Raw genomic sequence first — 19,620 nt, 5'->3', positions numbered from 1 at the left:
CGAACCCGTCCCGTTGCGGCCTGGCGGTGTGATCGCCGGTCGGCGCGCGGGGTGTGTTCACCAGTGGATCGGCAGCGGCAGGGCCGTCAGCAGTGCCGAGACCGCGACGACGGTGGCGAGCACGGCCACCTCCGCCCGCGCGGGGGCGCAGGCGTCCAACCGGTCCCCGGTCGTGCGGCGCAGCCGCTGCCGGGCCCGCAGGGCGAGGGCGGCGACGACGGCCACCAGAAGCACCTTGGCCAACAGGGCGCGCCCGTACGCCGTCTGCGTCAACTGGTCCCCGACCGTCTCCGGCGGCATCCGGCGCAGGGTGCTCCACACACCGGTGGCGGTGACGGCGGCGAGCAGAACGGCGGCCACGCGCGCGTAGAGGCCCAGCAGCGCTGAGCCCGCCCGCGTCGAGCGCCACGCGCGGGTGCGCAGGGTCCGCAGAACGTGGAGCAGGCCGCCCGCCCACAGCGCCGCACAGGTCAGATGGACCAAGGTCAGGCAGGCGCCGACGAGCGGACCGTCCTCGGCCGGCGGATGCGCCCGCAGCGCCTCGGCGACGACGAGCACCGCCAGGGGCACCGCCTGGCCGGCCGGCCGGCGGGAGAGCGCCAGCAGTCCGGCCGCCGCGAAGGCGTTCACCTCCAGCAGGGCGAGTCTGCCGTCCCGGCTGTCGTAGAGGCCGCCCACGTCCAGGTCGGCGAGGGAGCCCGGGACCAGATTGCCCGTGGCCACGACCGAGGCCAGCCCCAGGGAGGCCACGAAGCCGGCCCCCGCCGCCCAGGGCGCCCCACTGCGCGGCACCTCCCCGCGCGCGCCGGGCACCCGCCGGGCCAGCCACCCCACGAACAGCTCACCCACCGGCACACACAAGGCCGCCAGAGCCACCGCCCGGAGCAGGGAGACAAGCTCGGCGCCGGGCGCCCCGGCCTCACCCGTACCGCCCAGCGCGACACGCGGCCCGAGCAGGGGGATCAGCGAGCCCGCGCTCACCAGCACGAGTACGACGACCGCCCGGCGGGCCCCGCCTCCGGGCGGCCCCGTCCGCCGCCCGGAACCCCGCCCGGGCTCGTCCGCCCCCGCCTTCGTCGACTCAGCTGCCCCACTCGTCAGGCTCACCCCGAAAAGTTCACCAGTCGCACCAGAACCGAGCAAGTGCCTGAAAACAACTGGCAGTTCGACATTGCCCCCATACGTACGGGTGAGTGGCCCGGGTGACTCAGGTCCAGCGCGGTGCGTCCGCGCCCCAGGGCCCCGGCGGGCGTGCCCAGTCGCCGGGCCCGCCCTCGAAGGACACCGGCGACAGGGCGTACCGCAGCCGCCCGAGCGGGCTGTCCCGCTCGGCGAGCCATGCCTCCGGTCCGTCGTACGCCTCGCCCTTGCCCGCGTGCTCGTCCGCGGCGTGCCCGATCCCGTCGGTCAGCCAGGCAGCCGTCCGAGCGAGGGACAGCCGCAGGACCCGGCCGTACCCCTGTTCCGCCTGCTCGGTGAGCGCCCTCAGCACGGCCGCCGCCAGCAGGTATCCCGTGCCGTGGTCGAGGGCCTGGGCCGGCAGCGCGCCCGGCCGTTCGCGCGCGCCCTCGATCGCCGCGATGCCGGTCGCCACCTGCACGAGGCTGTCGAAGCCCCGCCGCCCGGCCCACGGTCCGTACGCGCCCCACGCCGAGATCTGTGCCACGAGCAGGCCGGGCCGCCGTGCGACCAGCTCGTCCGGTGACAGCCCGAAGCGGTCGAGGGCGCCCGGCCGGTAGCCGGTGAGGACGACGTCCGCCGCGGCCAGCAGCTCCTCGAAGGCGCGCCGGTCGGCGGCGCGGCCCAGGTCGAGAAGCGTCGACCGCTTCCCGGTACCGGTGTCGGCGTGCTGGTCGGGGAGCTCGGGCAGCCCCGGCGGGTCCACGCGCAGAACGTCCGCGCCCAGCAGGGCGAGCGTGCGGCCGGCAACCGGCCCCGCGATGACCCGGGTCAGGTCCAGTACCCGCAGTCCGGCCGCGGGCAGCAGGGGCGGAGCCTCCCCGACCGCCGCGAGCACGCGCGCAGGCGCCGTGTCCAGCCGTTCGTGCTCGACCAGCGGCCGGGCCGCCACCGCCCTGGCCTGCTCGTGCGCCGCCCACTGCGCGGCCGTCCGCAGGGCGACCGCCAGGCCGCCGGCCGCGTACACCGTCTCCTCGACCTCCAGGGACGCCCGCCCCGCGAGCGCCGCCCCCACGTCGGCGACCGGGTCGGGGGAGGTCTCCGGCACGCCCAGCGCGGACAGCAACCGCTGCCGGTGGTGGGGATAGTTGGCGTGGGTGCGCACCCACCCGTCCGCCGTCCGCCAGAACCGCGACAGCGGCGCGAAGCTGACCGGCGCCCGTCCCTCGACCCGCAGATGACGCTCACTCACGAAGGCGGTGCCGACCGCCCCGTCGTCCACCCGCACCCGGGGCACCTCCGCGAGCCCGGCCCGCCGCGCCCCCAGCTCGGCCGCCGCCAGCGCGCACACCCCGACGCAGGTCCGCGCCCGCTCCCGTACCGGCAGCCGGGCCCGCAGCACCCCGTCCCGCTCGACGGTCGAGACCCTTTGCGGCAGCGCGGGATCCCCGCCCAGGGCCGCCCACACCCAGTCCATGTCAGTCATGATCCGAACCTACGCAACGCAAGGGCCGGGCGGTGTGCCACCGCCCGGCCCGGCCTCCGTGGAGAGGGTTGCGCTCCTTCTCGACGGCTACTTCTCGACGGCCTTCAGGGCGTTGACGATGCCGAAGCCGTAGAAGCCGTTCTGGTCGAGGGTGCCCTGGCACACCGCGTCCTGCGTGCCGTCACCGTTCTGGTCGTACGACGTCGGGCAGGCGTGCTTGTCCGCCTCGGCCTTCAGCAGCCGCTGCAGCCGGCCCGGGTTGGCCCCCGGGTGCGTGGACTTCAGCAGCGCGGCGACACCGGCGGCATGCGGCGACGCCATCGACGTGCCCTGCAGGAAGCCGTACCCGCCGTTCGGCATGGTGGACAGGATGCGGCCGTTCTTCGACGGCGTGTCCGGAATCTGGTAGCGGGCGTCGCCACCCGGGGCCGCGATGTCGACGACACCGTTGCCGTACGTGGAGTAGTACGACTTCTCGTTCTTCACGCCGGTCGCGCTGACCGTGACGACACCCGGCAGCTGGGTCGGGACGTCGAAGCACTCGCTCGGGTCGATGGTGCGCGGGACCGGCGTGGTGTCGTTGGGGCTGGAGGCGTCCGCGATCGCGTCGGAGGCGAGGTCGTGGTTGGAGTTGCCCGCCGACGCCAGGTTCAGCGTGCCCTCCTTCGTGGCGTACTCCTGGGCGCGGTTGACCGCGTCGACGATCGCCTTCTGGTCCGGGTCGTCCATGCAGTTGTAGAGCCACGGGTCGACGTAGTAGCTGTTGTTCGTGATCTCCACGCCGTGGTCGGCGGCGAACACGAACGCGCAGACGACGCTCTCGGCGTAGAAGAGGCCGCTGACGCGGTCGGTCACGTTGATGCCGGAGACCTTCACGCCCGGCGCGACACCGGCGACACCGACGCCGTTGCGGGCCGCGGCGATCTCACCGGCCACGTGCGTACCGTGGTAGTCGTTCGTGGTGTAGGGACGCCAGGCGCCCTCACTGGTGTCGGCGACACCGCCGTCGCAGTTCGCCGACTGCGACTTGGAGAAGTTCGGCGCGAGGTCCGGGTGGGTGTCGTCGACGCCGGTGTCGATCACGGCGACGGTGACGTTCTTGCTGCCCGGGTTGATCTTCGCGGCCTTGTCGGCGCCGATGGCGCGCAGGTCCCACTGGTCGGCCTCGAGGGGCTCGGCGTCGGGGATGTCGGCCGAGGCGGCCTTCACCTTCGCGGCCTCCTCGGCCGTGAGGTAGTCGACACCGCCCACGTCCGTCGTACCGGCCGGCGTCAGCGGCGAGGTCCGGGTGGCACCGGCGGACTGCACACCACGCACGGCGCGGATCTTCGCGCCGAAGGACGGGTCGGTCGAGTGGACCACGATCACGCCGATCTCGTCGTACGTGATCACGATCTTGCCGCCGGCCTCGGCTATCGCCTCCTGGACGGCGGCTATCGTGCGCTTGTTCGTCTTCGTGTTCACGACGTACGAGAGGTTCGGGCCCTCCGCGGTCGCGGCGGTGGACTTCGCGACCGGGGTCGCCGAGGCGACACCCGGCAGGAAACCGAGCGAGGCGGTCAGCGACAGGACGACCGGCACCGCGAGAGCGAGCCGTCGTCTGGAGCGCAGATGAGCCATGGGTTCTCCACATCAGCTTCAAAGAAACCGGCCCAGGACACACCGGTGCCTGGGCAGGTACATGACGTTGGTGGTGCAGCCCGAAGCTATCTCTGGTCGTCGCCGGCCAGCAATGACTTCACGGGCGGGAGGCCGAAGTAGAGGGGTAACCCTCGAAGTCGCCGCACGTCCCGGCCGCTTCAGCATCGGTTTTCGAAAGAAACACACACGGTTGAACCGGTCCCACCGCGCCGCCGTGACGTTGTGCAGGGAGCCCGAGCACGATCGTGCATCCCGTCACCCCAAGGAACAGAGCCCACCCCATGTCCGTACCCCAGCCGTCCCCCGACCCGATGGCGAAGAAGCCACCGTCCGCCGTCGCGACGGCGGCGCAGACGCGAGGAGACTCCGTGGCAACCGACGCACCGCCCCCCTCGAAGACCGAGCATCACCTCCCCTCGCCCGAGGAGTACGCCGCGGTCCATGAGAGCGCCGAGTTCGCCGAACTGCGCCGCTCCTACCGCTCGTTCGCCTTCCCGCTGACCGTGGGATTCATCGCCTGGTACCTGCTGTACGTCCTGCTCTCCAACTACGCGGGCGACTTCATGGGCACCAAGCTGTTCGGCAACATCAACGTCGCCTTCGTCCTCGGCGTCGCCCAGTTCGTCACCACGTTCCTCATCGCCTGGTGGTACTCGCGGCACGCCGCCGCGAAGCTCGACCCCAAGGCCGAGGCGATCAAGTCCCGGATGGAGGGCGGCGCATGAGCCCCGCACAGCAGACGTTCCTCGCGGCCAACGAGGCGAGCCAGCACCGGCCGCTCATCATCACCCTCTTCGGCCTGTTCGTCCTCGCGACCCTGGCCATCACCATCTGGGCCGGCCGCCAGACCAAGGACGCCGCCGACTTCTACGCGGGCGGACGCCAGTTCAGCGCCTTCCAGAACGGCCTCGCGGTCTCCGGCGACTACATGTCGGCCGCCTCGTTCCTCGGCATCGCCGGCGCCATCGCCCTCTTCGGCTACGACGGCTTCCTCTACTCCATCGGCTTCCTGGTCGCCTGGCTGGTCGCCCTCCTCCTGGTCGCCGAGCCGCTGCGCAACTCCGGCCGCTACACCATGGGCGACGTCCTCGCGTACCGCATGCGCCAACGCCCCGTGCGCACCGCCGCCGGTACCTCCACGATCGTCGTGTCGATCTTCTACCTGCTGGCGCAGATGGCGGGCGCGGGCGTCCTCGTCTCCCTGCTCCTCGGCATCACCTCCGACGCGGGCAAGATCCTCATCGTCGCCCTCGTCGGCATCCTGATGATCGTCTACGTCTCCATCGGCGGTATGAAGGGCACCACCTGGGTCCAGATGGTGAAGGCCGTGCTGCTCATCGGCGGCACGCTCCTCATCACGTTCCTGGTGCTGCTGAAGTTCAACTTCAACATCTCCGACCTGCTCGGCACCGCCGCCGAGAACAGCGGCAAGGGCGCCGCGTTCCTGGAGCCCGGCCTCCAGTACGGCGCGACCGGCACCTCCAAGCTGGACTTCATCTCCCTCGGCATCGCCCTGGTCCTCGGCACCGCCGGCCTGCCGCACATCCTGATCCGCTTCTACACGGTGCCCAACGCCAAGGCCGCCCGGAAGTCCGTGAACTGGGCCATCGGCATCATCGGCGGCTTCTACCTGATGACCATCGCCCTCGGCTTCGGAGCCGCCGCGCTGATCTCCCAGGACGAGATCATCGCCTCCAACCCCTCGGGCAACACCGCGGCCCCGCTGCTCGCCCTGCACCTGGGCGGCGTCGACTCGGCCTGGGGCGCGATCCTGCTGGCCACCATCTCGGCGGTGGCCTTCGCGACGATCCTCGCCGTGGTCGCGGGCCTCACCCTCGCCTCGTCCTCCTCCTTCGCGCACGACATCTACGCCAACGTCATCCGCAAGGGGAAGGCCTCCGGCGCCGAGGAGGTCCGCGCGGCCCGCTGGGCGACCGTCGCCATCGGCATCGTCTCCATCGGCCTCGGCGCCCTCGCCCGCGACCTGAACGTGGCCGGCCTGGTCGCGCTCGCCTTCGCGGTCGCGGCCTCCGCCAACCTGCCGACCATCCTCTACAGCCTCTTCTGGAAGAAGTTCACCACCCAGGGCGCGCTGTGGTCGATCTACGGCGGTCTGATCGTCGCCGTCGGCCTGGTGCTGTTCTCGCCGGTGGTCTCCGGCGACCCGAAGGCGATGTTCCCGGACGTCGACTTCGCCTGGTTCCCGCTGAAGAACCCGGGCATCATCTCCATCCCGTTCGGCTTCCTCATGGGCTTCCTCGGCACCGTCCTGTCCAAGGAGAAGGCCGACGACGCGAAGTACGCCGAGCTGGAGGTCCGCTCCCTCACGGGCACCGGCGCGCACTGATCCCGGTCCACTCCGCCCGGGGCCGTCGTAGATCCCTACGGCGGCCCCGCGCGCTGGCCGGTCGTAGGGATCTACGGCGATTGTGCGCCGTATCCCGTCCGATCCGGCCCGTGATGTCGTCAGTGGCGTCACGTAGGCTCGCAGGTATCGGAAGAACCGTGATTGCTTCGAGGGAGGGGGCCCACGTGCTCATCGACACCTACGGCCGAGTGGCCACCGACCTGAGGGTCTCGCTGACCGACCGGTGCAATCTGCGCTGCACGTACTGCATGCCCGAGGAGGGCCTGCAGTGGCTGGCCAAGCCGGACCTGCTCACCGACGACGAGATCGTCCGCCTCATCGGCATAGCCGTGCGCACCCTGGGCGTCACGGAGGTCCGCTTCACCGGCGGCGAGCCGCTGCTGCGTCCCGGCCTCGTCGGCATCGTGGAGCGGGTGGCGGCTCTCGCCCCCCGCCCGCAGATGTCCCTGACCACCAACGGCATCGGCCTCAGGCGCACCGCGACCGCCCTGAAGGCGGTCGGCCTGGACCGAGTGAACGTCTCCCTGGACACCCTGCGCGCGGACGTCTTCAAGACCCTCACCCGCCGGGACCGCCACAAGGACGTCCTGGAGGGTCTGGAGGCCGCCCGCGACGCGGGCCTGACCCCCGTCAAGGTCAACTCGGTCCTGATGCCGGGCCTGAACGACGACGAGGCCCCCGACCTCCTGGCCTGGGCCGTCGAGCACGACTACGAGCTGCGTTTCATCGAGCAGATGCCGCTGGACGCGCAGCACGGCTGGAAGCGCGACGGCATGGTGACGGCCGGCGACATCCTGACCTCCCTGCGCACCCGCTTCGACCTCACCGCCGAGGGCCAGGACGCCCGCGGCTCGGCCCCGGCGGAACGCTGGCTGGTCGACGGCGGCCCGCACCGCGTCGGGGTCATCGCCTCCGTCACCCGCCCGTTCTGCTCGGCCTGCGACCGCACCCGCCTGACCGCCGACGGGCAGGTCCGCACCTGTCTGTTCGCCCGCGAGGAGACGGACCTGCGCGCCGCCCTGCGCTCCGGCGCGCCGGACGAGGAGATCGCCAGGATCTGGCGCCTGGCGATGTGGGGCAAGAAGGCGGGGGCGGGCCTGGACGACCCGTCGTTCGTCCAGCCGGACCGACCGATGTCGGCCATCGGAGGATGACCCGAGGAGACCCGCGCGCTCTACGGCGCCGGGCTCTCCCACTCGTCCAGCGCGACGACGTCCTTGAGGAACCCCCGCACTCCCAGGAACTGCGACAGATGTTCCCGGTGCTCGTCGCACGCGAGCCACGTCTTGCGGCGCTCCGGCGTGTGCAGCTTCGGGTTGTTCCAGGCGAGCACCCAGACCGCGTCGGCCCGGCAGCCCTTGGCCGAACAGATGGGGGAGGACGGATCGGAACCGGGGGTGTCGAGGATGTTCACACGACGACCCTAGCCGCAGAAAAGGCGACGCCGAGCAGCCACGGGGGGAGCTGCCCGGCGTCGGTCTGTCGCTCCGACGGGGGATGCGGAGCGCGTACGAAGTATGTCACGGGTAGGCCTCTGCCCGGCACAGGAACTACATGATTGATCTGAGCATTTCTTGAGCTTGGCGGGTGGCCGGATTCCGCTTCTCCCGGGCCCCCGGCACTCAGAGTCGCTCGCGCGACTCGCCGTGCCGGCCGCCCGCGGGGTCGGCCGTGACGTCCTCCGGGACGGATTCCGCGAAGCGTCCCCCGGCCCCGGAACCGGCCGAGGACGCGGCGTCCGTCTCCCGCGGCGGTGTGATCATCGGCCGCGTCGGGGCGTGGACGAACGTGGACGGCAGCGAGGGCGCGTTCTCCCGCCCCGCGTTGGCGATCACCACGGCCACGTACGGCAGCACCCCGCCGAGCACGAGGGCGACGACCGCGACGTGCCGTTCGACGTTCCAGAGGACCGCGGCGGCGATCACCGCGAGGGTACGGACGGACATCGAGATGATGTACCGGCGCTGCCGGGCGCGGACGTCGTCGGTGAGGCCCTGCCGGGCGCCGGTGATCCGGAAGACCTCGACGTTTCCCTGCTTCCGCATCACGTTCCACCACCCGCCTGTATCGGACGCTCCCCGGCCCGTGCCCTTCCGCGCCGCGGCGCGGAACGCGGTCCGGACACGGTCCACGGTACGCCGCGTCTGCGCCGCCTACGAGACCGGGTCACCTGCGACGGGGAGCGGAGGAAATGCGCCACGGCGCGTACGGCCCGGCCCGACATGCGGCGTATCGCGGGCGGGCCGACACTGGGCGTACTGCTCACGTCGAGCCGTACGAGGAGGCAGCCATGGGCTGGTTGTGGGCGATCATCGTGGGATTCATCCTGGGCCTGCTGGCCAAGGCGATCCTGCCGGGCAAGCAGCACAGCCCGCTCTGGCTGACGACGATCTTCGGCATGCTGGGCGCCGTCGTCGGCAACGCGATCGCACGCGGCTTCGGGGTCGAGGAGACCGCCGGGATCGACTGGAGCCGCCACATCTTCCAACTGGTCGCCGCGATCGTCATCGTGGCCCTGGGCGACATGGCGTACATGGCGACCCTCGGCAAGAGGAAACGGCGCACCTGAGCCCCGTGGAGGGGCGCGGGGGACTGCGCGAGCAACCACCACGCAGCGGCACTCGCCGGACCACCCACGCCCCTACGGCGCCTAGGCCTCGGCGGCCACCTCGACCGCGGCCAGGTTCTTCTTCCCCCGCCGCAGCACCAGCCACCGCCCGTGAATGAGGTCCTCCGACGCCGGCACGGCGTCCTCCGCGGTGACCTTCACGTTGTTCACGTAGGCCCCGCCCTCCTTCACGGTCCGCCGCCCCGCGGACTTGCTCGGCACCAGACCGACCTCCGCGAGGAGATCCACCACCGGTGCCAGCGCGGCCACCTTCGCGTGCGGCACCTCCGACAGCGCCGCCGCCAGCGTCCTCTCGTCCAGCCCGGCCAGGTCACCCTGTCCGAACAGCGCACGGGACGCGGCGATCACGGCGGCCGTCTGCTCGGCCCCGTGCACCAGCGTCGTCAGCTCCTCGGCCAGCGCGCGCTGCGCGGCACGGGCCTGCGGCCGCTCCTCGGTCTGCCGCTCCAGCTCCTCCAGCTCCGCGCGGGACCTGAAGGACAGGATCCGCATGTACCCGCTGATGTCCCGGTCGTCCACGTTCAGCCAGAACTGGTAGAACGCGTACGGCGACGTCATCTCCGGGTCGAGCCAGACGGCGCCGCCCTCGGTCTTGCCGAACTTCGTGCCGTCCGCCTTGGTCATCAGCGGTGTGGCCAGCGCGTGCGCCTCCACCCCCGGCTCCATCCGGTGGATCAGGTCCAGACCGGCCGTGAGGTTGCCCCACTGGTCGCTGCCGCCCTGCTGGAGCGTGCAGCCGTACCGGCGGTAGAGCTGGAGGAAGTCCATGCCCTGGAGGATCTGGTAGCTGAACTCGGTGTAGCTGATGCCCTGGTCCGACTCCAGCCGACGGGCGACGGAGTCCTTGGCCAGCATCTTGTTGACGCGGAAGTGCTTGCCGATGTCCCGCAGGAACTCGATGGCGGACAGGCCCTCGGTCCAGTCGAGGTTGTTGACCATCACGGCCGCGTTCTCCCCCTCGAAGGAGAGGAACGGCTCGATCTGGGCACGCAGCCTGCCGACCCAGCCCGCGACCGTCTCCGGGTCGTTCAGCGTGCGCTCCGCCGTCGGGCGGGGGTCGCCGATCAGGCCCGTCGCCCCGCCGACCAGCGCCAGCGGCCGGTGCCCGGCCTGCTGGAGCCGGCGCACGGTGAGCACCTGCACCAGATGGCCGACGTGCAGGGACGGCGCGGTCGGGTCGAAGCCGCAATAGAACGTGACGGGACCGTCCGCGAGAGCCTTGCGCAAAGCGTCCTCGTCGGTGGACAGGGAGAACAGCCCCCGCCACTTCAGCTCGTCGACGATGTCCGTCACGGTTCTCTTGTCTCCTCGGGTGGGTCGTAATCAGGTACGAGGTTATACGCCCTGGCTGACAGAACTCATATTGAAATCCGGCACCCGCAGCGCGGGCATCGCGGCCCGGGTGAAGTAGTCGCTCCACTCGCGCGGCAGCGTCTTCTCCGTGCGCCCGGCCTCCGTGGCCCGGCCCAGCAGGTCCACCGGCGACTCGTTGAACCGGAAGTTGTTGACCTCGCCCGTGACCTCGCCGTTCTCCACGAGGTAGACCCCGTCCCGGGTCAGCCCGGTCAACAGCAGCGTCGCCGGGTCGACCTCCCGGATGTACCACAGGCAGGTCAGCAGCAGCCCGCGCCGGGTGTTCGCGACCATCTCCTCCAGGGAGCGGTCCTCGCCGCCGTCCAGGATCAGGTTGCCGATCGTCGGCACCACCGGAAGCCCGGTCAGGCCCGCGCTGTGCCGGGTGGTCGGCAGGTGCGCGATCTCGCCCCGGCTGATCCACTCGGTCTCCCGCAGCGGCAGGCCGTTGTCGAACACCGAGCTGTCACCGCCGGAGGAGTGGGCCAGCACGAAGGGGGCGGACTCCAGGCCGGGCGCGTGCGGATCGCTGCGCAGGGTCAGCGGCAGCTCGGTCAGCCGCTCGCCGATCCGCGTGCCCCCGCCGGGCTTGCTGAACACCGTCCGGCCCTCGGCCGCGTCCCGCGCCGAGGCCGACCACATCTGGTAGATCAGCAGATCGGAGACCGCCGTCGGCGGCAGCAGCGTCTCGTACCGGCCGGCCGGCAGGGGAACCCGCCGCTCGGCCCAGCCCAGCCGTACGGCCAGCTCCGCGTCCAGGGCCGCCGGGTCGACGTCCTTGAAGTCCCGCGTGGAGCGCCCCGCCCAGGCCGAGCGCCTGCGGTCCGGGGACTTGGCGTTGAGCTCCAGCGTGCCGTTCGGCTGGTCGTGCCGCAGGCGCAGTCCCGTGGACGTGCCGAGGTAGCTCGACACCATCTCGTGGTTGGCGAAGCCGTACAGCTCGCGGCCGCCGGCCCGCGCGCGGGCGAACGACTCCCCGAGCGCCGGCGCGAAGTCAGCGAACACGGCGGAGGAGGTCTCGGCGGGCGCGTCCTCGAAATCGGGTGAGTGCGCCACGCCCGTGACCAGCGGCTGGGCGTCCTCGGCGGGTCCGGCGCCCCGCGCGGCGGCCTCGGCGGCCCGCACCAGCGGCTCCAGCTCCTCGGCGGTGACGGCGGACCGCGACACCACCCCCGAGGCGGTGCCCTCCTTGCCGTCGACGGTGGCGACCACGGTCACCGACCGGCCCCGGGTCACCCCGTTCGTGGTCAGCGCGTTGCCGGCCCAGCGCAGGTTCGCCGTCGAGTACTCGTCGGCGATCACCACACAGCCGTCGGCCCGCGACAGCTGCAGCGCCCGCTCGACGATCTCGTGCGGCTTGTTGGTACGGGCGCTCATCGACCGGCCTCCTGCGTGGTGTTCAGAATGTTGACGCCCTTGAAGAGGGCCGACGGGCAGCCGTGCGACACCGCGGCGACCTGGCCCGGCTGGGCCTTCCCGCAGTTGAAGGCGCCGCCCAGGACATACGTCTGCGGCCCGCCCACGGCCGCCATGGAACCCCAGAAGTCGGTCGTCGTCGCCTGGTAGGCGACGTCCCGCAGCTGCCCGGTGATCCGCCCGTTCTCGATCCTGAAGAACCGCTGCCCGGTGAACTGGAAGTTGTAGCGCTGCATGTCGATGGACCACGACCGGTCCCCGACGACGTAGATCCCCCGGTCCACCCCGCCGATCAGGTCCTCGGTGGACATCCCGGCAGGGTCCGGCCGCAGCGACACGTTGGCCATGCGCTGCACCGGCACATGCCCGGGGGAGTCGGCGTAGGCGCAGCCGTTGGAGCGCCCGAGACCGGTCAGCCTGGCGATCCGGCGGTCGAGTTGGTACCCGACGAGGGTGCCGTCCTTCACCAGGTCCCAGCTCTGGCCCGCGACGCCCTCGTCGTCGTACCCGATGGTCGCCAGCCCGTGCTCGGCGGTGCGGTCCCCGGTGACGTTCATCAGCTCGGAGCCGTACCGGAGTCTGCCCAGCTTGTCGAAGGTGGCGAAGGACGTGCCGGCGTACGCGGCCTCGTAGCCGAGCGCGCGGTCCAGCTCCGTGGCGTGGCCGATGGACTCGTGGATGGTCAGCCACAGGTTGGAGGGGTCGACGACCAGGTCGTACACGCCCGACTCGACGCTCGGTGCCCGCATCTTCTCGGCGAGCAGTTCCGGGATCCGCGCCAGCTCGTCGTCCCAGTCCCAGCCGGTGCCCGTGAGGTACTCCCAGCCACGCCCCACCGGCGGCGCCAGCGTCCGCATCGAGTCGAACTCGCCGCTGGACTCGTCGACCGAGACGGCCGTCAGCGACGGGTGCAGCCGGACGCGCTGCTGGGTGGTGACGGTCCCGGCGGTGTCCGCGTAGAACTTGTTCTCGTGCACCGTGAGCAGCGAGGCGTCCACGTGGTCGACCCCGGCGGCCGCCAGCATCCGCGTGCTCCACTCCGTGAGCAGCGCGGTCTTCTCCTCGTCGGGGACGGTGAAGGGATCGATCTCGTACGAGGAGACCCAGGTCTTCTCCGCGTGCACGGGCTCGTCGGCCAGCTCCACCCGCTCCTCGGACCCGGCGGCCCTGATGACCTGCGCGGAGAGCTTGGCCATGGCCACGGCCTGCGAGGCGACCTTCGCGGCGGCGTCCATCGTCAGGTCCACCCCGGAGGCGAACCCCCAGGTCCCGCCGTGCACCACCCGCACCGCGTACCCGAGGTCCGTCGTGTCCGAGGACCCGGCGGGCTTGGCGTCCCGCAGCCGCCAGGAAGCACTGCGCACCCGCTCGAACCGGAAGTCCGCGTGATCGGCGCCGAGGGCACGCGCGCGTGCCAGCGCGGCGTCGGCGAGGGCACGCAGGGGCAGTGCGAGAAACGTCGCGTCAATCTCATGGGGCACGATGGCCCTCCTCCTCTTCGACCCCGTTGGGCAGGCACGCCGTCGCCGGAGCGGGCGCACCGAAGTGCAATGATGCGCCACGTCTGCGGATGACCGCGTCTGTTTCCCGATCGGCCGGTGATCTCGCGCCCTCTGGCGCGCGTCAGTCATATCTGATGCGCGGTTGCCTCACGGACTGTCAGATGCTCATGGCAATATCTGGGCATGGAGGGGTGGGGACTTGAGTTCCGCACATGGTCGTTGTCCCTGGACGACATCCGCATGCGGCGATTGCTGACGCGACACGCGTGCCTGCGCCAGCGAAGGTGTGTGCACGGAAAGACCGCGGGGGCGGGGCAGCCCGTCACCCGCCAGGAGGCCCAGTCGGCGCGAGTGTGGCTGACCAGGGCGCGGGAATCCCGGCTGACTGACATCGCACAGTGTGCGCTGGTCACCGCGGCCAGGGCACTGCGGACGGAGTACGGCTTCCCTGAAGAGGTGGTGGCCGAGCCGTCCGGGGAACAACTGGTCACGATGTTGACCGTGCTTGACCCGGAGTTCGCGCACTGCGTCGTGCTCGGCCTGTCGAACCCGGTGTTCAAGAACCTTCCTGCCGCCGCTCTCGTCACGCGCCGTCCGCAGGTGTACTTCAGGGCGGCGGACAGCGAGCCGCCGCCCGATGCCCGGGACATCGGTCCCGCACTGAGCGTTCCCGCCCCGCCCGCCGAGTCCGACCAGAAAGCGGAAGCCGCCACGATGACGTCGCCAGAGCAGCAGGACTCCCGGATCCCTGACGACGGGCAGTTGCGGGGGCTTCGGGACTCCGCCGCCCAACTGCGCTCCCGTGGTACAGAGTTGGCGCGAGCGCTGCGCGAGACGGCCCAGCTGATGAGCGAGGGACGCCACCTGTCGACGCAGGCGTGGACGGCCGACGCGGTGGCCGACTGGCGGCGGCAGCGCACGCTGCTGGCAGGGAGTGTGGCCGAGGCGGGTGGGACCTGGGGCTCGGACTGCGGACATGAAGAGCTGGAGGCCGAGCTCGACCGTCTGCAGGTCGAGGCCTCGCAGGCGCGCGAGCGTCGGCTGGACGAGCTGCGTCTGCGAGAGGCCCAGCTGCAGACGATGGTCGCCGTGTCGGACGCCGCTGTCGCCGCGCATCTGGAGCAGGCGCTGGAGCAACTCGCCGTGCAGATCGCCGACTTGGAGAGCGGTCGGGGCGAGGAGGAAGCCTCGGTCGCGGAGCCGGCTGAGGGGGAGGCCGAACCCCGCCCGGTGACGGAACCGGACACGTCGGCGGACGCAGTCCTTATGGCGGCTCCCTCCCAGCTCTCCGCGGTGGACGGGCACGGCGTTCCGGCCGCTGAATCCGGTGAGGCGCCCAGCGATGAAGCCGCCGCCGAGGAGCCCGATGCCCTCGGTGCGGACGAGTCGACCGTCGTCGGGCAGACCGATGCGGGCGTGGCCGACGCGGGCGGGATCGGCGCCGGGGAGACCGACACCGGGCAGACCGACGCGAGCCTGACTGTGGCCGTGGAGCCCACGGCCATGCCGGAGGCCGTACCGCAGGTGCCCGCCGCGGCAGCCCCCGCCGTCCCGTCCTCGCCGGACACCGCCGCGGAGGACCCCGCCGCGGAGGACACCGCCAAGCAGCCGCCTGCGGCCCCTGAGGGCGACCCGTCGACGGCCGCGGACGCCGCCCCGCCCGGCCCGCAGACCGCGGACGTGCCGTGGCCCGCTGGCATGGACCACGCGGACTGGGACCCTGCGGCACCCTGGGAGACCAGCCAGGACTCGCCGGTGGCGCGGTTGATCGGTGCAGGGCAGCTGCCCCACGCGTACTGGATGACGGCCGCGTCCCAGGAGCCGGAACCGCGCGCCCAGGCGCTGGCCTTCGCCGCCGCGGCCTTCGGCTGTGTCGGCAGCGACGAGGCCACCCAGGTGCAGATCGACCACGACATCACGCCGGAGCGCGTCGCCGAGGACAGGGAGGCGGCGATCGTGGCCACGGTCGCCGCGCTGAGGGCCGGCCTCACCGCGGGCTGGCCGCATGTTCTGGTCAGTGACTTCGCCACGCCTTCCGGACTGTCCGAGCCTTGGCAGCAGCTGCTCACCGTGCTGGTCACGGCGGTGCGGGACTGCCGGACCTTCGTCCCCGGCGCCATCGGTGACCTGGCGGACCCGGGGGACACCGTCACCCTGCGCGATCTCGGCGAGGAGGCGCGCGTTCTGCTGGAGGACCTGCCCCGCCGGAAGATCAAGTACCAGCGGGCCTCCCGGGTGCTGCAGTACCTGACCGGCCCGTCGGGCGCGCCCCACAAGGCGCTCAAGGCGGTGGTCGACTGGGCCCAGGGCGGCGACGCGGCCCCGCTGGCGGTGCTGAGCGAGAACATGCGGCGACCGGAGTACGTGGACCGGCTCATCGAGGAGGCCGACAGCCGCTTCCGCACGCCGAAGCAGTCGAAGGAGGCCATCCATTCCGGTGCACTGCGCCAGCTCCACGCCGCCGTGCGGTCCGTGAGCGAACTGGTGACCAAGGCCGACGCGGTGGCCACAGCGATCCGTAGCCGGGGCGCCGCGCACGGGAGCGACCTGCCCCAGCTGGCCACCGCCATCAACCAGCTGGAGTCGTACGGTCCGCCGCCCGGCGTGGGCGGAGCCATGCTGGGTCTGCTGCGGGACTGGCTCGTCGGTCAGTACGTCGCGGACACCTGGGCGTCGGCGGAACGCACCCCGTCCCACCACGCCCCGTCCGCGGACTGCCTGCTGCTCGCCCCGGACCTGCCCAGGGACATCGAGGGACGACCCGACCTCGCCGACCCGCGCACCCCGCGGGCGATGGCCGCGCTCCTCGCGCCCGCGTCACCCGACGCCGCCCTGAGCACCTACGTGGAAACCGGAGACCTGCACCTCGCCAAAGGGCTGATCGCGTGGGTCGAGCGCAACCCGTCCCTGCTGGCGTCCTTGCCGGAGGACTGGGCCGACGAGGCGACCCGTCGCTGCCGTGAGGCGGAGAAGGGCTGGCGCGACCGCACCGCCGAGTACCACCGCCGAGCCGCCGGACACCTCGCCCAGATCCGCACGCTCAACCTGATGGCACCGGACGTCGAACGCGACCTGACCGGCCGGCTCCAGGAGTTCGCCGACGGGGACGAGGCCGGACGCTACCGGTACGCACGCGAGCAGCTGGCCCGGTTGGTGCAGGAACTCGCGGGTCTGGTCAAGGACTCGACCGGGCGACTGCGCCAGGACCTGGAGCGCCTGCGCCTCGATCGGGAACGTGTTCTGACGGAGAACGACCACGACCGCATCCGGGCGCTCATCGACGAGGGGGACACGGTCACCGCCCAGGAGTTCCTGGCCCTGGCGAACGGCGGGCACAGCCTCCCCGATCGTCCCGAGCACGATGCGACCGAACTCGTCGAGTTCGTGTCGGGGCTCACAGGCCCCGGCATGCCCCGGCCCGGCGGCGAGGGCGTCCATGCCTCGTGGTGGGTCCACCACTACGATTCCGGCGAGCGGCTCACAGCCGCGGCGGAGCAGGCACTCGAATCCTGGCAGGCGCTGTGCACCAAGAAGGGCCGCAGCAGTGAATGGCAGCAGCACATCCCGCGCGTACTGCGCCTGCTGGGTCTGGAACCCGCCGGGCAGCTCCACTCCGACCGCCCTGGCCAGGGCGTCCGCCGGCTCAAGGTCCGCGCGACCGTCGCGGAGGACGCCGGTTACGTCGCGGCCCTCGGATCCCGTGCCACGTCGTACACGATCCTGCTCGTGTGGGAGGAACAGCGTGCGGGCGGTCCGCTGACGCACCTGGAGGACGCCGATGTCGACGCGAACATCGTGCTGTACCTCCATCCGCTGGGCCTGGGAGGCCGGCAGGCGCTCGTCGAGGCGGCCTCCGGACGTGCTCAGCAGGCACTGGTCATCGACCCGGCCGTCTTCGGCTGGATGGTGGCCCGGGCTCCCCGCTCGTTCCGATCCCTGCAGCGGATCACCCTGCCGTGGACGTCGTTCAACCCGTACACCCCCTTCGTCGCCGGACTGGTGCCGCCGGAGGTCTTCTACGGGCGTGACGACGAGCTCCGGGAGGTCATGGACCCCAACGGGGGGCTCTTTCTCTACGGCGGGCGGCAGTTGGGCAAGTCCGCACTGCTCCAGCGGGTGGCCGAGCTGTTCCCCAGCCGGTCGGAGGCCAATGTCGCCGTCTACCTCGACCTGCTCAAGGCCGAGATCGGCCAGGCCGAGCCGCCGGAGCAGATCTGGTCGCTGCTGGCCGAAGGGCTCAAGAGGCGTGGGGTCTTCGACGCGAAGATGTCCGAGCGTGGCGGACCCGACGTGGTGGCCAAGCGGATCCGTGACTGGCTGGACGCGGACGAGTCCCGACGACTGCTGATCCTCGCGGACGAGGCGGACGCCTTCCTCACCGCCGACTCGCGCCGTGTCTTCCGCAGCGGCGGCGAGTCGACGTTCCAGAACGTCAAGCGGTTCCAGCAGCTCATGGAACAGACCAACCGGCGCCTGAAAGTGGTGTTCGCCGGCCTCCACCAGGTGCAGCGCTTCGGCGACCTGTCGAACGTGTCCACCGCCCACGGTGGCCCCGACGTCCTGGTGGGGCCGCTCAAGCCGCACGCCGCGGTCAGGCTGGTGACCGAGCCGATGGCCGCCCTGGGCTTCGTCTTCGACCGGCCCGAGCTGGTGTGGCGGATCCTCGCCATCACCAACTACCAGGCCAATCTGGTGCAGATCTTCTGCAGCGAGCTCATTCGGACCCTCCAGGGGCGCGCGCACCCGGAGCCCGAGCGGCCCATGCGGATCACGGAGGAGGACGTCCAGGGCGTCGCCGCTTCCGAGACGGTCCGGCGGCGTCTGGCGGAGCGGCTGCGCTTCACCATCAACCTGGAGGACCGCTACCGGGTCCTCACCCTGGTGATCGCCCTGCGCAGTCTCGCCGACAAGTACCGGGGCGACTACACCGCAGAGCAACTGCTCGACCTGGCCCGGGAGGCCTGGCCGCAGGGCTTCGACGGCCTCGGTGTGAAGCGGGTCGAGATCTACCTCACCGAAATGGTGGGCCTGGGTCTGCTCGTCCAACTCGGCGACCGGTCCCGGTTCGCGGTGCGCAGCCCCAACGTGGTGAACATGCTGGGAACCCGCGAGGAACTGGAACTGGAGCTCAAGGAGACGGAGTTCAGCCTTCCCTACGACTACGACCCGCGCGCCGCGCGCCGACTCCTCGGACGGGACCCCAAGGACCGTATCCAGCGATACAGCCCTCTGACCGAGGGACAACTGCACGAGGCGGCCCAGCCCGGCGTGACCCTCATCGGAGTGACCGAGTCCTATCGGCCGCCTTTGATGATCAGGGCCGCCGAGGCCTTCGCCGAGGCGCGCGGAGTGGAGGTGCGCAAGGTCAAGGCACCCGATGACCTGCGCGTGGCGCTCCGGGACGCCGCACGGCTGCGACGCAACTACGTCCTCGTGGCCGACCTGTCCAGCCTGAGCAAACAGGAACTGGCCACCGCGGTGCACCTGTGCGCCGAACACGCCGGACCCGCGGCCGACGTCCGGGTGCGCTCCGCTGTCCGCAAGCACACGGGCAACCGCTCGGTGTTCCTGCTGGGTGACGCTCTCGCGACGGGCGCACTGGCGGACGAGGCCCGCGAGGGGACGCGACTGCCGGTGCGGTTCCTGCACCCCGAGCGGTGGACCGTGGACAGCCTGCGCGCCTGGCCCGAATGTCCGTTCGTGTCGAGGACCGAGCGAAGGAGTCTGATCCGGGTGACCGGCGGATGGGCTCCCTGGGTCGAGCTGGCCATCACCGAGGTCTCGGTCAACGGCGCGACCCTGGACAGCTCGCTGGACGCCGTGCGCCACGCCATCGGCAAACCGGGGAACCTCGCCGCGCACTGGAAACAGACCGGACTCGACACTCGCGACGAGCAACTCCTCAGCATGTGGACGTCGTACGTCGACGAGGGGCAAGGGGTGCCCCTGGACGACGTGGCGGCGGCGATCGAACGCCCCCTGGAGGAGGCCAGGCTCTGGCTGGGCCGTCTCGATCTGCTCGGGGTGCTGGACTCCCTGCCCGGGGGACACGCTGTGGACGCCGTCACCTTCCGCGCGGCGCGCGCTCGTACGGCCGGAGGGTGAC

13 protein-coding genes are annotated in these 19,620 nt (G+C 71.5%); 5 read left to right on the top strand and 8 right to left on the bottom strand.

Going from position 1 to position 19,620, the window contains the following annotated elements; genetic code table 11:
• Positions 1–57 precede the first annotated feature (57 nt).
• From ACFU5F_RS19110 to ACFU5F_RS19100, 3 genes are all read right to left on the bottom strand, one after another.
• On the bottom strand, positions 58–1,107 hold the full coding sequence (locus ACFU5F_RS19110; RefSeq protein WP_383888367.1) for a CopD family protein: 1,050 nt from the start codon (positions 1,105–1,107) through the stop codon (positions 58–60).
• A 100-nt stretch (positions 1,108–1,207) separates the two neighbouring features.
• Entirely contained in the window at positions 1,208–2,605 is a 1,398-nt protein-coding gene (locus tag ACFU5F_RS19105; RefSeq protein WP_383888365.1) for a CoA transferase, read from the bottom strand.
• Positions 2,606–2,692: 87 nt separating this feature from the next.
• Positions 2,693–4,225 (bottom strand): S8 family serine peptidase, encoded by a 1,533-nt coding sequence (locus ACFU5F_RS19100; RefSeq protein ID WP_383888362.1) that lies wholly within the window; start codon positions 4,223–4,225, stop codon positions 2,693–2,695.
• A gap of 389 nt (positions 4,226–4,614) precedes the next feature.
• Between ACFU5F_RS19100 and ACFU5F_RS19095 the strand changes: the two genes are divergently transcribed.
• The 3 genes from ACFU5F_RS19095 to moaA all read left to right on the top strand — a co-directional run bounded on the left by ACFU5F_RS19095 (position 4,615) and on the right by moaA (position 7,768).
• Complete coding sequence (locus ACFU5F_RS19095; protein WP_383888359.1) at positions 4,615–4,971, top strand: DUF485 domain-containing protein; 357 nt, start codon at positions 4,615–4,617, stop codon at positions 4,969–4,971.
• Complete coding sequence (locus ACFU5F_RS19090) at positions 4,968–6,593, top strand: cation acetate symporter (protein WP_383888357.1); 1,626 nt, start codon at positions 4,968–4,970, stop codon at positions 6,591–6,593. Before ACFU5F_RS19095 ends, ACFU5F_RS19090 begins: the two co-directional genes overlap by 4 nt.
• Positions 6,594–6,778: 185 nt before the next feature.
• Entirely contained in the window at positions 6,779–7,768 is a 990-nt protein-coding gene (gene moaA, locus ACFU5F_RS19085) for a GTP 3',8-cyclase MoaA (RefSeq protein WP_383888355.1), read from the top strand.
• 20 nt (positions 7,769–7,788) lie between these two features.
• Here moaA and ACFU5F_RS19080 read toward each other — a convergent pair whose 3' ends face one another.
• Complete coding sequence (locus tag ACFU5F_RS19080; RefSeq protein WP_383888352.1) at positions 7,789–8,028, bottom strand: hypothetical protein; 240 nt, start codon at positions 8,026–8,028, stop codon at positions 7,789–7,791.
• Between the two features lie 208 nt (positions 8,029–8,236).
• Entirely contained in the window at positions 8,237–8,659 is a 423-nt protein-coding gene (locus tag ACFU5F_RS19075; protein ID WP_383888349.1) for a DUF3099 domain-containing protein, read from the bottom strand.
• Between the two features lie 245 nt (positions 8,660–8,904).
• Here ACFU5F_RS19075 and ACFU5F_RS19070 point away from each other — a divergent pair, with 245 nt between their 5' ends.
• The gene (locus ACFU5F_RS19070) at positions 8,905–9,183 is read left to right on the top strand and encodes a GlsB/YeaQ/YmgE family stress response membrane protein (RefSeq protein WP_383888347.1); all 279 of its coding nucleotides are present in this window, start codon (positions 8,905–8,907) and stop codon (positions 9,181–9,183) included.
• 81 nt (positions 9,184–9,264) lie between these two features.
• Here the strand turns inward: ACFU5F_RS19070 and tyrS are convergent, their stop codons facing one another.
• Genes tyrS through ACFU5F_RS19055 form a run of 3 tightly spaced genes read right to left on the bottom strand, consistent with a single transcriptional unit; the run spans position 9,265 to position 13,493 of the window.
• Entirely contained in the window at positions 9,265–10,536 is a 1,272-nt protein-coding gene (gene tyrS, locus ACFU5F_RS19065) for a tyrosine--tRNA ligase (RefSeq protein ID WP_383888345.1), read from the bottom strand.
• Between the two features lie 42 nt (positions 10,537–10,578).
• Entirely contained in the window at positions 10,579–11,973 is a 1,395-nt protein-coding gene (locus ACFU5F_RS19060; RefSeq protein WP_383888342.1) for a metallopeptidase TldD-related protein, read from the bottom strand.
• Positions 11,970–13,493, bottom strand: a complete 1,524-nt coding sequence (locus ACFU5F_RS19055; RefSeq protein ID WP_383888340.1) for a TldD/PmbA family protein — start codon at positions 13,491–13,493, stop codon at positions 11,970–11,972. The genes ACFU5F_RS19060 and ACFU5F_RS19055 overlap by 4 nt, the downstream gene beginning before the upstream one ends.
• Before the next feature lie 309 nt (positions 13,494–13,802).
• Here ACFU5F_RS19055 and ACFU5F_RS19050 point away from each other — a divergent pair, with 309 nt between their 5' ends.
• Positions 13,803–19,619 carry a hypothetical protein gene (locus ACFU5F_RS19050; protein ID WP_383888338.1) on the top strand — a complete coding sequence of 1,939 codons (5,817 nt, stop codon included), beginning with the start codon at positions 13,803–13,805 and terminating at the stop codon, positions 19,617–19,619.
• Position 19,620 lies beyond the last annotated feature (1 nt).

This window comes from Streptomyces sp. NPDC057438, from assembly GCF_042802995.1.
Classification (GTDB): domain Bacteria; phylum Actinomycetota; class Actinomycetes; order Streptomycetales; family Streptomycetaceae; genus Streptomyces.
This window is presented reverse-complemented; position numbering and strand designations above follow the sequence as displayed.

What these genes read in the sequence shown, in the direction of transcription:
- ACFU5F_RS19105 (WP_383888365.1), bottom strand. Translation starts at nt 2,605, where the DNA reads ATGACTGACATGGACTGGGTGTGGGCGGCCCTGGGCGGGGATCCCGCG.
- ACFU5F_RS19100 (WP_383888362.1), bottom strand. Translation starts at nt 4,225, where the DNA reads ATGGCTCATCTGCGCTCCAGACGACGGCTCGCTCTCGCGGTGCCGGTC.
- ACFU5F_RS19090 (WP_383888357.1), top strand. Translation starts at nt 4,968, where the DNA reads ATGAGCCCCGCACAGCAGACGTTCCTCGCGGCCAACGAGGCGAGCCAG.
- ACFU5F_RS19075 (WP_383888349.1), bottom strand. Translation starts at nt 8,659, where the DNA reads ATGCGGAAGCAGGGAAACGTCGAGGTCTTCCGGATCACCGGCGCCCGG.
- ACFU5F_RS19070 (WP_383888347.1), top strand. Translation starts at nt 8,905, where the DNA reads ATGGGCTGGTTGTGGGCGATCATCGTGGGATTCATCCTGGGCCTGCTG.
- ACFU5F_RS19060 (WP_383888342.1), bottom strand. Translation starts at nt 11,973, where the DNA reads ATGAGCGCCCGTACCAACAAGCCGCACGAGATCGTCGAGCGGGCGCTG.